This window comes from Pseudomonas sp. GXZC, assembly GCF_026967615.1.
GTDB classification, from domain to species: Bacteria; Pseudomonadota; Gammaproteobacteria; order Pseudomonadales; family Pseudomonadaceae; genus Aquipseudomonas; species Aquipseudomonas azotoformans_A.
Genome location: NZ_CP114115.1, coordinates 4,413,412 through 4,426,254, shown reverse-complemented (window position 1 = coordinate 4,426,254; position 12,843 = coordinate 4,413,412). Strand labels below are relative to the sequence as shown.

Here is a 12,843-nt window from a genome sequence, read left to right as displayed (position 1 = left end):
CGTCATTGCTCCTTGGCTTCGTTGCGGCCCAAGTGGAAGGCGGTGATGGCTGCCGCGAGCAGCAGCATCGAAGCCAGTTCGACCACCAGCAGGTACGGGCCGAACAGGCTGATGCCCACGGCTTTCGCGTCTACGGTGGTGTGGCCGATGGCCTGGCCGCTCTGGTGAGCGAACAGCACATACAGCAGTTCACCCAGCAGCAGCGCTGCGAGGATAACCGGGCCGAGCCAGATGCCGGGCTTGAGCCAGACGCGCTCCTGGGCGACCGAAGCCGGCCCCAGGTTGAGCATCATCACCACAAACACGAACAGCACCATGATGGCGCCCGCATAGGCGATCACTTCCAGCACGCCGGCGAACGGGGCGCCGAGTGCGAAGAAGGTCATGGCCACGGCGATCAACGAAATGATCAGGTAGAGCAGGGCGTGCACAGGATTGGTGTTGGTGATCACGCGAAGCGTGGACACCACTGCAATACCGGACGCGAAATAGAAAGCGAATTCCATCTTTCTTCCTTAAGGCAGCAAGCTCTTCACGTTGATCGGCTCGGCTTCGTTTTGTGCGGCGCCTTTCGGCTTACCGGCAACGGCCATACCTGCAACACGATAGAAGTTGTAATCAGGGTTTTTACCGGGACCAGAGATCAAAAGATCTTCTTTCTCGTACACCAGGTCCTGACGTTTGAACTCGGCCATCTCGAAATCCGGTGTCAGCTGGATCGCGGTGGTCGGGCAAGCTTCCTCGCAGAGGCCGCAGAAAATGCAGCGCGAGAAGTTTATGCGGAAGAAGTCCGGGTACCAGCGACCGTCTTCGGTTTCAGCTTTCTGCAGGGAGATGCAACCCACCGGGCACGCCACGGCGCACAGGTTGCAGGCTACGCAACGCTCTTCGCCATCGGGGTCGCGGGTGAGCACGATACGGCCGCGATAACGCGGCGGCAGGTACACCGCTTCTTCCGGGTATTGCAGGGTGTCGCGTTTGCGAAAGCCATGGCCGAAAACCATCACCAGGCTTCGCAACTGGGTACCGGTACCCTTAACGATGTCGCCAATATATTTGAACATGGGTCAAATCCTCACTGAACCGCGCCGGCTGGTGTGTTCAACAACACAACGGCAGCCGTCACCAGCAAATTGATCAGGGTCAGTGGCAGGCAGAAGCGCCAGCTGAAATCCATCACCTGGTCGTATCGTGGACGCGGAATGGACGCGCGCAGCAGGATAAACAACATGATGAAGAACGCGGTCTTCAGGAAGAACCAGAAGAACGCCAACTGCGGCAGGATGCCGAACGGACCATGCCAGCCGCCGAAGAACAGCGTGACCAGCAGGGCCGAGATCAAGATGATGCCGATGTACTCGCCAACGAAGAACATGCCCCATTTCATGCCGGCGTATTCAATGTGGTAACCGTCGGCCAGTTCCTGTTCCGCTTCCGGCTGGTCGAACGGGTGACGGTGAGTCACGGCGACGCCAGCAATGAAGAAGGTACAGAAGCCGAAGAACTGCGGAATGATGAACCACAGGTTCTGCGCCTGGTACTCGACGATGTCACGCATGTTGAACGAGCCGACCTGCACCACGATGCCCATCAGCGCGAGGCCCATGAACACTTCATAGGACACGGTCTGGGCCGAAGCCCGCAAGCTGCCCAGGAGGGCAAACTTGTTGTTACTCGACCAACCGGCGAACAGCACCGCATAGACCGACAGACCGGCCATGGCGAAGAAGAACAGCAAGCCGATGTTCAGGTCCGCCACGCCCCAGGTCGGGGTGATCGGGATGATCGCGAAGGCGATCAGCAAGGCGCTCATGGCCACGACCGGTGCCAGGGTGAAGATCACCTTGTCGGCAAACGGCGGGGTCCAGTCTTCCTTGAAGAACATTTTCAGCATGTCGGCGGCGATCTGGAACATACCGAATGGGCCAACGCGGTTCGGACCGTAACGGTCCTGCCACCAGCCCAGCAGGCGACGTTCGACGAAGCTGAGCAGGGCGCCCGCGACGACCACGGCCAACAGGATCACGATGGCCTTGACCACCGAAATGATCACGTCAATTACTTCCGGCGTGAACCAAGTCATTGCGCTGCCTCCTGCAGACCGTCAACGGTTTTGCCAAAGATCGCCGCTGGAATGCCGGCGAAACCTTTTGGCAGTGCGATCAGGCCAGCACCCAACTCTTCGTTGATGCGCAGCGGCAGACGCAGGGTCTGGCCGGCCACGTTCAGACTGAGCAAGGCACCGTCGTTGACGCCCAGGCGGTCGGCTTCGGACTTGGCCAGGGCAACGTAGGCGGCTGGGGTGCGCTCTTGAACCGGCGCGGCTTTGGAAGAGTTCTCTTCGCTGCCGAACAGGTGGAAGAACGGCACAACCTGCCAAGTACCCTGGGCCGGGTTGAACGGACGCGGTACGGCAGCGAACCAGTTCAGCGCGTCACCAGTGCTTTCGATCAGGCGGGTGCCTGGGTCGCCAGCGCGGATGTGACCACCGACTTCGTCCTGGAACTTGTTCCAGGCCTGTGGCGAGTTCCAGCCCGGCGACCAGGCGAACGGCACTTGTTGGCGCGGTTCGGCGGAGCCCGAGTAACCTTCCATGGAGAAGGCAAACGCGGTGTCCTGGTCTTGTGGAGTGCGCGGTTCGTGCACGCTGATGTTGGCGCGCATGGCCGTACGACCGGAATAACGCAGCGGTTCACGGGCCAGTTTCATGCCCTTGATGCGGAACGCGGCGGACGGCGCAGCGTCGACGATCCGTGCCAGTTGCGGCGCGCTCGCGGCGGTGGCGGCAGTGACGTGGTCGAGCTGGGTCCAGTCGATCGGCTGGTTCAGCAGGGTGGCGCGCAGGGCATGCAGCCAGCGCCAGCCTTCGTGAACCAGGATGCTGGCGTCCATGTACTTCGGATCGAACACCTGGAAGAAGCGCTGGGCGCGGCCTTCCTGGCTGACCAGCGTACCGTCGCCTTCGGCGAAGGTGGCGGCTGGCAGGACCAGGTCGGCACGTTCGCTGGTGGCGGTCTTCTGGTGGTCGGCAACGATCAGCACTTTGGTGGCGTTGAGCGCAGCGTCAACCTTGGCGGCATCGGTGCGGGTGTACAGGTCGTTTTCCAGCACCACGATGGCGTCGGCATTGCCGTCGATTACCGCTTGCAGGCCAGCGTCCAGGGACTCGCCACCGAGCATGGCCAGGCCAAGGCTGTTGGCTTCCGGCACGACCAGGCTGATGGAACCGTTCTTGTCGCGCAGCTTCAAGGCCTTGGCGATGTTGGCAGCGGCTTCGATCAACGCCTTGGAACCCAACGAGGTGCCGGCGATGATCAGTGGACGCTTGGCGGCCAGCAGGGCGTCGGCGATACGCTGAGCCAGTTCAACGGCTTCAGCGTCCAGGCCTTCGACGGCCGGTGCGCTGGCGTCGAGGGCGTGGGCCACGGCGAAACCGATGCGGGCCAGGTCGTCTGGGGCTGCGTGCACACATTCTTCGGCGATATCGTCGAGCTTGGTTTCAGCCAGGCTTGCGATAAACAGCGGGTTCAGCGCGTGCTGGCCGATGTTTTTCACCGCGGCGTCGAGCCACGGTTGTACGCGCATGGCGTCGGCCATGTCTTCGGCCTTGCCTTTGACCGACTGGCGTAGCGACAGGGCGATGCGCGCGGCGGTCTGGGTCAGGTCTTCACCGAGCACGAAAATGGCGTCGTGGTCTTCGATGTCGCGCATGTTCGGCACCGGCAGCGGGCTGTCGTTCAGCACTTGCAGGACCAGGCGGATGCGCTCCAGCTCAGCGGCTTCGATACCGCTGTAGAAGTGCTCGGCACCGACCAGTTCACGCAACGCGAAGTTGCTTTCGAGGCTGGCGCGAGGCGAACCGATACCGACGATGTTGCGGCCGCGTAGCAGGTCGGCGGCTTTATCGAGCGCGTCGTCCAGGCTCAGCTTGCCGCCATTGGCCAGCAGTGGCTGGCGCGGGCGGTCTTCGCGGTTGACGTAGCCATAGCCGAAACGGCCACGGTCGCACAGGAAGTACTGGTTGACCGAACCGTTGAAGCGGTTTTCGATGCGACGCAGTTCACCGTAGCGCTCACCCGGGGAGATGTTGCAACCGCTGGAGCAGCCATGGCAGATGCTCGGGGCGAACTGCATGTCCCACTTACGGTTGTAGCGCTCGGAGTGCGTCTTGTCGGTGAACACACCGGTCGGGCAGACCTCGGTGAGGTTGCCGGAGAACTCGCTTTCGAGCACGCCGTCTTCAACGCGACCGAAGTACACGTTGTCGTGGGCGCCAAACACGCCCAGGTCGGTGCCGCCGGCGTAGTCTTTATAGAAGCGCACGCAACGGTAGCAGGCGATGCAGCGGTTCATTTCGTGGGAAATGAACGGGCCGAGGTCCTGGTTTTGGTGGGTACGTTTGGTGAAGCGATAACGGCGCTCGTTGTGGCCGGTCATCACCGTCATGTCTTGCAGGTGGCAGTGACCGCCTTCCTCACAGACCGGGCAGTCGTGAGGGTGGTTGGTCATCAGCCATTCAACGACACTGGCGCGGAACGCCTTGGATTCTTCATCGTCGATGGAGATCCAGGTGTTGTCGGTGGCTGGGGTCATGCAGGACATGACGATACGACCACGGGTGTCGTTCTCGTCGGTGTATTGCTTGACCGCGCACTGGCGACAGGCACCGACGCTACCAAGCGCGGGGTGCCAGCAGAAATACGGGATGTCGAGGCCTAGTGAGAGACATGCCTGTAACAGGTTGTCTGCCCCATCGACTTCGAGCGCTTTGCCGTCTACGTGGATAGTGGCCATGGTTCAAAGTTCTTCGTTGGCCCGTTGTCAGCGGGCGTGGCTAATGGAATCTTGTTATTCATGGGCATCAACACAGCCTTTACGGCGTCAGCCCATGAGAAAGCGAAGGGCACGGACCCTTCGCCTTTTTAAGCGTTACGCGCCGACTACGATCGGCCTTGCCAGAGGCGGGACGGCGGCGCTGGTGGGCGCGATGCCGGCTTCGAACTCCGAGCGGAAGTATTTGATGGCGCTGCCCAATGGCTCCACGGCGCCCGGTGCGTGAGCACAGAAAGTCTTGCCTGGGCCGAGGAAACCGACCAGGCCGAGCAGGGTTTCGATATCACCCTCGCGACCTTCGCCATTTTCCAGGGCCATCAGCAGCTTCACGCTCCACGGCAGACCGTCGCGGCATGGGGTGCAGAAGCCGCAGGATTCACGGGCAAAGAACTGCTCCATGTTGCGCAGCAGCGAGACCATGTTCACCGTGTTGTCCACCGCCATCGCCAGGCCCGTACCCATCCGGGTGCCGACCTTGCCGATGCCGCCGGCATACATCTGTGCGTCGAGGTGCTCAGGGAGCAGGAAGCCCGTACCGGCACCGCCTGGCTGCCAGGCTTTCAAGGTGTAGCCGTCGCGCATGCCACCGGCGTAGTCCTCGAACAGCTCGCGGGCGGTCACGCCGAACGGCAGTTCCCACAGGCCAGGGTTCTTGACCTTGCCGGAGAAGCCCATGAGCTTGGTGCCCATGTCTTCGCTGCCTTCGCGGGCCAACGATTTGTACCAGTCCACGCCGTCGGCGATGATCGCCGGCACGTTGCACAGGGTCTCGACGTTGTTCACGCAAGTCGGCTTGCCCCACACGCCGACGGCGGCAGGGAAGGGCGGTTTGGAACGTGGGTTGGCGCGGCGGCCTTCGAGGGAGTTGATCAATGCGGTTTCTTCACCGCAGATATAACGCCCGGCGCCGGTGTGTACGAACAGTTCGAAGTCAAAGCCGGAACCCAGGATGTTCTTACCCAGCAGGCCAGCCGCCTTGGCTTCTTCCACGGCACGGTTGAGGTGCTTGGCGGCGGTGGTGTACTCGCCACGCAGGAAGATGTAGCCACGGTAGGTCTTCAGCGCACGGGCACTGATCAGCATGCCTTCGATCAGCAGATGGGGCAGTTGCTCCATCAGCATGCGGTCTTTCCAGGTGTTCGGCTCCATTTCATCCGCATTGCACAGCAGGTAGCGGATGTTGATGGATTCGTCTTTTGGCATCAGGCCCCACTTAACGCCAGTGGGGAAGCCTGCGCCGCCGCGGCCTTTAAGGCCGGCGTCTTTCACGGTCTGGACGATATCGTCCTGGGCCATGTCGGCGAAGGCTTTGCGCGCCGCCGCGTAACCGTTCTTGGCCTGGTATTCGTCGAGCCAAACCGGCTCGGCATCGTCACGCAGGCGCCAGGTCAGCGGGTGGGTTTCAGGCGAACGCTTGATCAGGTTGGCCGGGCCGAAGGATGTAAGGGTCATGGGTAGCCCTCGAGCAATTGGGTCACGCCAGTTGCCTGCACGTCACCGAATGTGTCGTCGTCGATCATCAACGCCGGCGCCTTGTCGCAGTTGCCCAGGCAGCACACTGGCAGCAGCGTGAAGCGGCCGTCCGGGGTGGTTTGGCCGAGGCCGATGCCCAGTTTGGTCTGGATCGCGTCAACCACTTTCTCGTGGCCACCGATGTAGCAGACCATGCTGTCGCACACGCGAATGATGTGGCGGCCAACCGGCTGACGGAAGATCTGGCTGTAGAACGTGGCCACGCCTTCAACGTCGCTGGCGGGGATGCCGAGGATCTCGCCGATGGCGTAGAGGGCGCCGTCCGGCACCCAGCCACGTTCCTTCTGGACGATCTTCAAGGCTTCGATCGACGCCGCGCGCGGGTCTTCGTAGTGATGCAGCTCGTGCTCGATGGCCGAGCGCTCGGTTTCACTCAGGGTGAAACGGTCTGTCTGGATAAGCGTGCTGTTCATGCTTAGCGGTCCACGTCGGCCATAACGAAATCAATACTACCCAGGTACGCAATCAAGTCCGCGACCATCTCGCCTTTGATCACCGAAGGGATCTGCTGCAAGTGGGCGAAGCTTGGGGTACGGATCCGGGTGCGGTAGCTCATGGTGCCGCCATCGCTCGTCAGGTAATAACTATTGATACCCTTGGTCGCTTCGATCATCTGGAAGGATTCGTTAGCCGGCATGACCGGGCCCCACGAAACTTGCAGGAAGTGCGTGATCAGGGTTTCGATGTGCTGCAGCGTGCGCTCTTTCGGCGGCGGCGTGGTCAGCGGGTGATCCGCCTTGTAAGGGCCTGCCGGCATGTTGCGCATGCATTGCTCGATGATTTTCAGGCTCTGGCGCATTTCTTCGACGCGCACGATGCAACGGTCGTAGGCATCGCCATTGGCGGCCAGCGGGACTTCGAATTCGAAGTTTTCGTAGCCCGAGTACGGACGCGCTTTACGGAGGTCGAAGTCGCAACCGGTGGAACGCAGGCCAGCACCGGTGACGCCCCATTCCAACGCCTCTTTGGTGTTGTACTGGGCGACTCCGATGGTACGGCCTTTGAGGATGCTGTTATCCAGCGCAGCCTTTTGGTACTCGTCCAGACGCTTGGGCATCCAGTCGATGAATTCCTTGACCAGGCGTTCCCAGCCATTGGGCAGGTCGTGGGCAACACCGCCGATGCGGTACCAGGCCGGGTGCAGACGGAAACCGGTGATGGCTTCGATGACCTTGTAGGCGCGCTGACGGTCGGTGAAGGTGAAGAACACCGGGGTCATGGCGCCGACGTCCTGGATATAGGTACCCAGGAACAGCAGGTGGCTGGTGATGCGGAAGAACTCGGCCATCATGATGCGGATGGTGTCGACGCGGTCCGGCACCTTGATACCGGCCAGCTTCTCGACCGAGAGCACGTACGGCAGGTTGTTCATCACGCCGCCGAGGTAATCGATACGGTCGGTGTACGGGATGAAGCTGTGCCAGGACTGACGCTCGGCCATCTTTTCGGCACCACGGTGGTGGTAGCCGATGTCCGGGACGCAGTCGACGATTTCTTCGCCGTCCAGTTGCAGGATGATACGGAAGGCACCGTGAGCCGAAGGGTGGTTCGGGCCCAGGTTGAGGAACATGTAGTCCTCGTTGGTGCCGGAGCGTTTCATGCCCCAGTCTTCCGGACGGAAACGTGCGGCTTCCTCTTCAAGCTGTTGCTTGGCGAGGTTGAGGCTGAACGGATCGAATTCGGTGGCGCGGGCAGGGAAGTCCTTGCGCAGCGGGTGACCTTCCCAGGTCGGCGGCATCATGATGCGCGTCAGGTGCGGGTGGCCCGGGAAGTCGATACCGAACATGTCCCACACTTCACGCTCGTACCAGCTGGCGTTCGGCCAGATACCGGTGACGGTCGGGATGCTCAAGTCGCTTTCGCTTAGTGCGACCTTGATCATCACGTCGCTGTTACGTTCCAGCGACATCAGGTGGTAGAACACGGTGAAATCGGCGCCGCTCGGCAGCCCTTGACGCTTGGTGCGCAGACGCTCGTCCACGCCATGCAGGTCATAGAGCATGACGTACGGCTTGGGCAGGTTGCGCAGGAAGGTCAGGACCTCGACGAGCTTGGCGCGCGCCACCCACAGCACCGGCATACCGGTGCGTGTGGCCTGGGCGGTGAAGGCGTCAGGGCCAAAACGGTTATTGAGTTCGACGACCACATCCTGGTCGTCTGCCTTATAAGGCGGGATGTACAGAGCGCTGCCTGTAGTCATGGTTTTTTTATCGCTTTCGGTCAACGTAAAGAATGAAGCCAGGTGTTCGTTCTATTTAAAGAAGCGGGCTGGATCAGACTTCGTCAGGGCTGCGCAGGTTGGTGACTGCGATTCGCTGTTCGCGGCGCTCTTCCTTTTGCGAAGGCATCTCGGCGCGGTATACGCCTTGATCGCCAACGACCCAGGAAAGCGGGCGACGCTCCTTGCCGATCGATTCCTGCAACAGCATCAAGCCTTGCAGGAATGCTTCGGGGCGGGGCGGGCAGCCAGGCACGTAGACGTCCACGGGCAGGAACTTGTCCACCCCCTGAACGACGGAGTAGATGTCGTACATGCCACCGGAGTTGGCGCACGAACCCATGGAGATAACCCACTTTGGCTCGAGCATTTGCTCGTAGAGACGCTGGATGATCGGCGCCATCTTGATAAAGCAGGTGCCGGCGATAACCATGAAATCCGCCTGGCGCGGTGATGCCCGGATAACTTCGGCGCCAAAGCGCGCGATGTCGTGGGGCGCCGTGAAGGCGGTGGTCATTTCCACGTAGCAGCACGAAAGACCGAAGTTGTACGGCCACAGGGAGTTCTTACGTCCCCAGTTGACCGCGCCACTCAGCACGTCTTCCAGCTTGCCCATGTAGATGTTTTTGTGGACTTGATCTTCTAACGGATCGGAGACGGTTTCCCGTTCGCCGATGGGGTACTGATCGTTAGGAGCATCCGGGTCGATCCTGGTGAGATTGTATTGCATCGCCAAAGCCTCATTGTTTCAGCTTCGCTTGCCGCTTACGACGAGCTTCCGGAGCCCAGTCAAGGGCGCCCACTCGGAATAGGTAGACAAGGCCTGCCAACAGAATTGCTATGAAAACGAGAGCTTCGACGAATCCGGTCCAGCCGCTTTCGCGGACGGACACAGACCAGGCAAAGAGAAAGAGGGCTTCGATATCGAAGATCACGAACAGCATCGCGACCAGATAGAATTTGGCTGAGAGCCGCAAGCGGGCGCCACCTGTAGGCAGCATGCCGGACTCGAACGGTTCATTTTTGCTGCGGCCCCAGGCTTTTGACCCGAGGAGGCTGGAGACACCGAGCATGAAGGCGCAGAGGCCGACAACACCGAGGAGGAAAATGGCAAAGCCCCAGTTGTGGGCCATGAGTCCTGTCGCTTCGGTCATGCTGGAAATCCTTAACAGAGAGCAAAGGTCTCTGAGCTCGAAAAAGTAACGATGCAGTGACGATATGTCGCACTGCAATCAATCGCGGTGATTTTATGGCTAAACACCGGGCAAGTAAAATTCCTATAGCGAAATTATTCGATGGAATAAGGACATAGTGCACCTTCTTGGGGCTGTAGCCCTTGTGCGGCGGGCATTAGCGGGCATTTAATCAAATGTGTTTTGTTTATCCTGTAACGAAGTTTTCATGCGCTAAATGATAATGAATATTGTTTGCGTGGGGTTTAAGCGAATGTTTCTCGTGTGGCGAGGGAAGTTGCCGTTACTTGCTAGAGTGCCGCTTAGTTGCTGACGGGGATCTTTTAACCGATCTGATCCACGCGAACACCGCTCTGGATCAATGTTTTGACAAAAAAACGCCCCGAACAGGTCGGGGCGTGATTGTTGTGCGGCACTGCGGTTAGGTCTTCCTTGGGGCCGCAGTGGCCGTGTACGCGCTGCTTAGTGGAACTGCTCTTCTTCGGTCGAGCCGGTCAGTGCGGTCACGGACGAGGTGCCGCCCTGGATCACGGTGGTCATGTCGTCGAAGTAGCCGGTGCCCACTTCCTGCTGGTGAGCCACGAAGGTGTAGCCCTTGGCGGCGTCAGCGAACTCCTGCTCTTGCAGCTTCACGTAGGCGGTCATGTCGTTGCGGGCGTAGTCGTGCGCCAGGTTGAACATGCTGTGCCACATGTTGTGAATGCCGGCCAGGGTGATGAACTGGTGCTTGTAACCCATGGCGGACAGTTCACGCTGGAACTTGGCGATGGTCGCGTCGTCCAGGTTCTTCTTCCAGTTGAAGGAAGGCGAGCAGTTGTAGGACAGCAGTTGGTCCGGGTATTCCTTCTTGATCGCTTCGGCGAAGCGGCGGGCTTCGTCCAGGTCCGGCTTGGCGGTTTCGCACCAGATCAGGTCGGCGTACGGCGCGTAGGCCAGGCCTCGGGCAATCGCCTGGTCCAGGCCGGCACGTACCTTGTAGAAACCTTCCTGGGTGCGCTCGCCGGTCACGAATGGCTGGTCGTACGGGTCGCAGTCCGAAGTCAGCAGGTCAGCGGCGTTGGCGTCGGTACGGGCCAGGATGATGGTCGGAGTACCGGCAACGTCAGCCGCTAGACGGGCAGCGGTGAGCTTCTGTACGGCTTCCTGGGTTGGCACCAATACTTTGCCGCCCATGTGGCCACATTTCTTCACCGAAGCAAGCTGGTCTTCGAAGTGCACGCCGGCGGCGCCAGCCTCGATCATGCTCTTCATCAACTCGTAGGCGTTCAGCACGCCGCCGAAACCGGCTTCAGCGTCAGCCACGATCGGTGCGAAGTAGTCGATGTAGCCTTCGTCGCCTGGGTTCTTGCCGGCTTTCCACTGGATCTGGTCGGCACGACGGAACGAGTTGTTGATGCGCTTGACCACGGTTGGGACCGAGTCCACCGGGTACAGCGATTGGTCGGGGTACATGGATTCAGCGGAGTTGTTGTCCGCTGCCACTTGCCAGCCGGACAGGTAGATCGCCTGGATACCGGCTTTCACCTGTTGCACTGCCTGGCCGCCAGTGAGGGCGCCCATGCAGTTGACGAAATCTTTGTCGGGACGGAAGGAAGGCTTGGCACCTTGGGTCACCAGGTTCCACAGCTTCTCGGCGCCGAGTTTTGCAAAGGTGTGCTCAGGTTGAACCGAGCCACGCAGGCGGACGACGTCAGCAGCGGAATAAGCGCGGGTCACGCCTTTCCAGCGTGGGTTTTCAGCCCAGTCTTTTTCGAGGGCTGCAATTTGCTGTTCGCGTGTCAGTGCCATGGAAGTAAACCTCGTCGCGTCTTCTTGTGGTGGAAAAATCCATTTGCCAGCCCTGCATTCAAATGCGTGGGCAGGGCTGCTCGCTGACCAGAAGCTTAGGCGGTCATGCCGGGTCTGGCGGGGAATGCGACGGGATGAACGATTGGCGAGAGGGGCGGTAGGTAAAGGCGGGCCGCGAACAGTCTGAGGGCGTCGTGGGCCCTTGGGTGTTCAACAGCGTGTAGCCGGGTTACCTGGTTAGCTTCCGTCCCTCGGGACAACTTCGTTCCAGTCGCAACCTCGTCAAACACGCCTTGTGGGCGGTACAGACACGAATCGGCTCAGGTGGGTAGCTTGGAGCGGCGATCCGAAGGCCCTTGCCAGGGCCCCTGATTAGCGGGAGCGAGGCCATCATGCCCATGCTTTTTTGGATCGTCAAATGTTTTGTAGTGCTTTTTTTAAAGCACTACATCTTTAGTCTAATACGACTCATCAGTCAGTTTTTGGTGCTTCAGTTCAGGGTGTCGACCTTGACCCGCACAGTCAGGTCATCGCGGCCTTGAGTAGAGTACGTGCGGGTTCCAGAGGATTTGTCGGCCTGGGTCTCGCGATTGATACCGGCCAGGGGGATCCATTCACCCAAGCGGCCGCTGACGGTTGTGTCGGTACTTTGCACATTCACTACATCGGGACGTTCCTGGCTCATGCGGTCACGGTTGGTGCTGATCGCCAGGTGAACGGTTTCGCCGGTGACGCTCGCCGTCACGTAGAAACCCTGGGTGACGTTGCGATACTGAGTCTGGTTCTGCAGGCGGCCGTAGCCGTCTTGCTGGGTGGTGGTCAGCGGCACGCTCTGGCCGACCTGAATCAGCGCGGGCACGCCTTCGCTAGCCTGGATCTGCTGGATCCCGCCGTCACGGCTGGCGGTGCCGTAGCTGATGATGCGGGTCTGGCTGTCGCCGCTGTTCTGTTGGTTGTTTTCGTTGGTGTCGACGGTGATCAGCAGTCGCTTGGCCGGTGTGTCGAGTTGGGAGAGCAGGGCGCGCAAGTCCTGGATCTTGGCGGGGTCGGCGTTGACAATAAGCTGGTTGCCGTAGGCGCTGACGGTGCCGTCCTTGCCGATGAAGTTCTGCGCTACGGGGAGCAGGTCGGCGCTGGTGCGGTTGCTCAGGTTGACGACTTCAGTGTCAGCCATGGCCGAAACGCTGGCGGTCAGGAGAAGGGCGGTGAGCAGGGTGCGTAGGGACATGTCCGTTATCTCTGCGAGTCATTAGGCTTGAGTTTGCCAGTTTGTCGGCT

11 protein-coding genes are annotated in these 12,843 nt (G+C 60.3%); all 11 read right to left on the bottom strand.

The window, feature by feature from the left end:
* Positions 1–2 precede the first annotated feature (2 nt).
* The 11 genes from nuoJ to OZ428_RS20645 all read right to left on the bottom strand — a co-directional run bounded on the left by nuoJ (position 3) and on the right by OZ428_RS20645 (position 12,793).
* The gene (gene nuoJ, locus OZ428_RS20695; RefSeq protein WP_016974946.1) at positions 3–506 is read right to left on the bottom strand and encodes an NADH-quinone oxidoreductase subunit J; all 504 of its coding nucleotides are present in this window, start codon (positions 504–506) and stop codon (positions 3–5) included.
* A gap of 9 nt (positions 507–515) precedes the next feature.
* Positions 516–1,064 (bottom strand): NADH-quinone oxidoreductase subunit NuoI, encoded by a 549-nt coding sequence (gene nuoI, locus OZ428_RS20690; protein WP_003174725.1) that lies wholly within the window; start codon positions 1,062–1,064, stop codon positions 516–518.
* Positions 1,065–1,075: 11 nt separating this feature from the next.
* Positions 1,076–2,083 (bottom strand): NADH-quinone oxidoreductase subunit NuoH, encoded by a 1,008-nt coding sequence (nuoH, locus tag OZ428_RS20685; RefSeq protein WP_017137518.1) that lies wholly within the window; start codon positions 2,081–2,083, stop codon positions 1,076–1,078.
* Positions 2,080–4,794 (bottom strand): NADH-quinone oxidoreductase subunit NuoG, encoded by a 2,715-nt coding sequence (gene nuoG / locus OZ428_RS20680; RefSeq protein ID WP_269131122.1) that lies wholly within the window; start codon positions 4,792–4,794, stop codon positions 2,080–2,082. The genes nuoH and nuoG overlap by 4 nt, the downstream gene beginning before the upstream one ends.
* Before the next feature lie 135 nt (positions 4,795–4,929).
* Complete coding sequence (gene nuoF / locus OZ428_RS20675) at positions 4,930–6,285, bottom strand: NADH-quinone oxidoreductase subunit NuoF (RefSeq protein ID WP_003174722.1); 1,356 nt, start codon at positions 6,283–6,285, stop codon at positions 4,930–4,932.
* Positions 6,282–6,779 carry an NADH-quinone oxidoreductase subunit NuoE gene (gene nuoE, locus OZ428_RS20670; protein WP_033896837.1) on the bottom strand — a complete coding sequence of 166 codons (498 nt, stop codon included), beginning with the start codon at positions 6,777–6,779 and terminating at the stop codon, positions 6,282–6,284. Before nuoE ends, nuoF begins: the two co-directional genes overlap by 4 nt.
* A 2-nt stretch (positions 6,780–6,781) precedes the next feature.
* Complete coding sequence (gene nuoC / locus OZ428_RS20665; RefSeq protein ID WP_033896875.1) at positions 6,782–8,566, bottom strand: NADH-quinone oxidoreductase subunit C/D; 1,785 nt, start codon at positions 8,564–8,566, stop codon at positions 6,782–6,784.
* 73 nt (positions 8,567–8,639) lie between these two features.
* On the bottom strand, positions 8,640–9,314 hold the full coding sequence (locus OZ428_RS20660) for a NuoB/complex I 20 kDa subunit family protein (RefSeq protein ID WP_016975544.1): 675 nt from the start codon (positions 9,312–9,314) through the stop codon (positions 8,640–8,642).
* A 10-nt stretch (positions 9,315–9,324) separates the two neighbouring features.
* Positions 9,325–9,738 (bottom strand): NADH-quinone oxidoreductase subunit A, encoded by a 414-nt coding sequence (locus OZ428_RS20655; RefSeq protein WP_003219575.1) that lies wholly within the window; start codon positions 9,736–9,738, stop codon positions 9,325–9,327.
* A gap of 501 nt (positions 9,739–10,239) precedes the next feature.
* Positions 10,240–11,565 carry an isocitrate lyase gene (gene aceA, locus OZ428_RS20650; RefSeq protein ID WP_003174717.1) on the bottom strand — a complete coding sequence of 442 codons (1,326 nt, stop codon included), beginning with the start codon at positions 11,563–11,565 and terminating at the stop codon, positions 10,240–10,242.
* A gap of 490 nt (positions 11,566–12,055) precedes the next feature.
* On the bottom strand, positions 12,056–12,793 hold the full coding sequence (locus OZ428_RS20645; protein WP_269131121.1) for a secretin N-terminal domain-containing protein: 738 nt from the start codon (positions 12,791–12,793) through the stop codon (positions 12,056–12,058).
* Positions 12,794–12,843: the final 50 nt, after the last annotated feature.

Coding starts and splice junctions, on each gene's coding strand:
- nuoJ (WP_016974946.1), bottom strand. CDS start 506: ATGGAATTCGCTTTCTATTTCGCGTCCGGTATTGCAGTGGTGTCCACG.
- nuoI (WP_003174725.1), bottom strand. CDS start 1,064: ATGTTCAAATATATTGGCGACATCGTTAAGGGTACCGGTACCCAGTTG.
- nuoH (WP_017137518.1), bottom strand. CDS start 2,083: ATGACTTGGTTCACGCCGGAAGTAATTGACGTGATCATTTCGGTGGTC.
- nuoG (WP_269131122.1), bottom strand. CDS start 4,794: ATGGCCACTATCCACGTAGACGGCAAAGCGCTCGAAGTCGATGGGGCA.
- nuoF (WP_003174722.1), bottom strand. CDS start 6,285: ATGACCCTTACATCCTTCGGCCCGGCCAACCTGATCAAGCGTTCGCCT.
- nuoE (WP_033896837.1), bottom strand. CDS start 6,779: ATGAACAGCACGCTTATCCAGACAGACCGTTTCACCCTGAGTGAAACC.
- nuoC (WP_033896875.1), bottom strand. CDS start 8,566: ATGACTACAGGCAGCGCTCTGTACATCCCGCCTTATAAGGCAGACGAC.
- OZ428_RS20660 (WP_016975544.1), bottom strand. CDS start 9,314: ATGCAATACAATCTCACCAGGATCGACCCGGATGCTCCTAACGATCAG.
- OZ428_RS20655 (WP_003219575.1), bottom strand. CDS start 9,738: ATGACCGAAGCGACAGGACTCATGGCCCACAACTGGGGCTTTGCCATT.
- aceA (WP_003174717.1), bottom strand. CDS start 11,565: ATGGCACTGACACGCGAACAGCAAATTGCAGCCCTCGAAAAAGACTGG.
- OZ428_RS20645 (WP_269131121.1), bottom strand. CDS start 12,793: ATGTCCCTACGCACCCTGCTCACCGCCCTTCTCCTGACCGCCAGCGTT.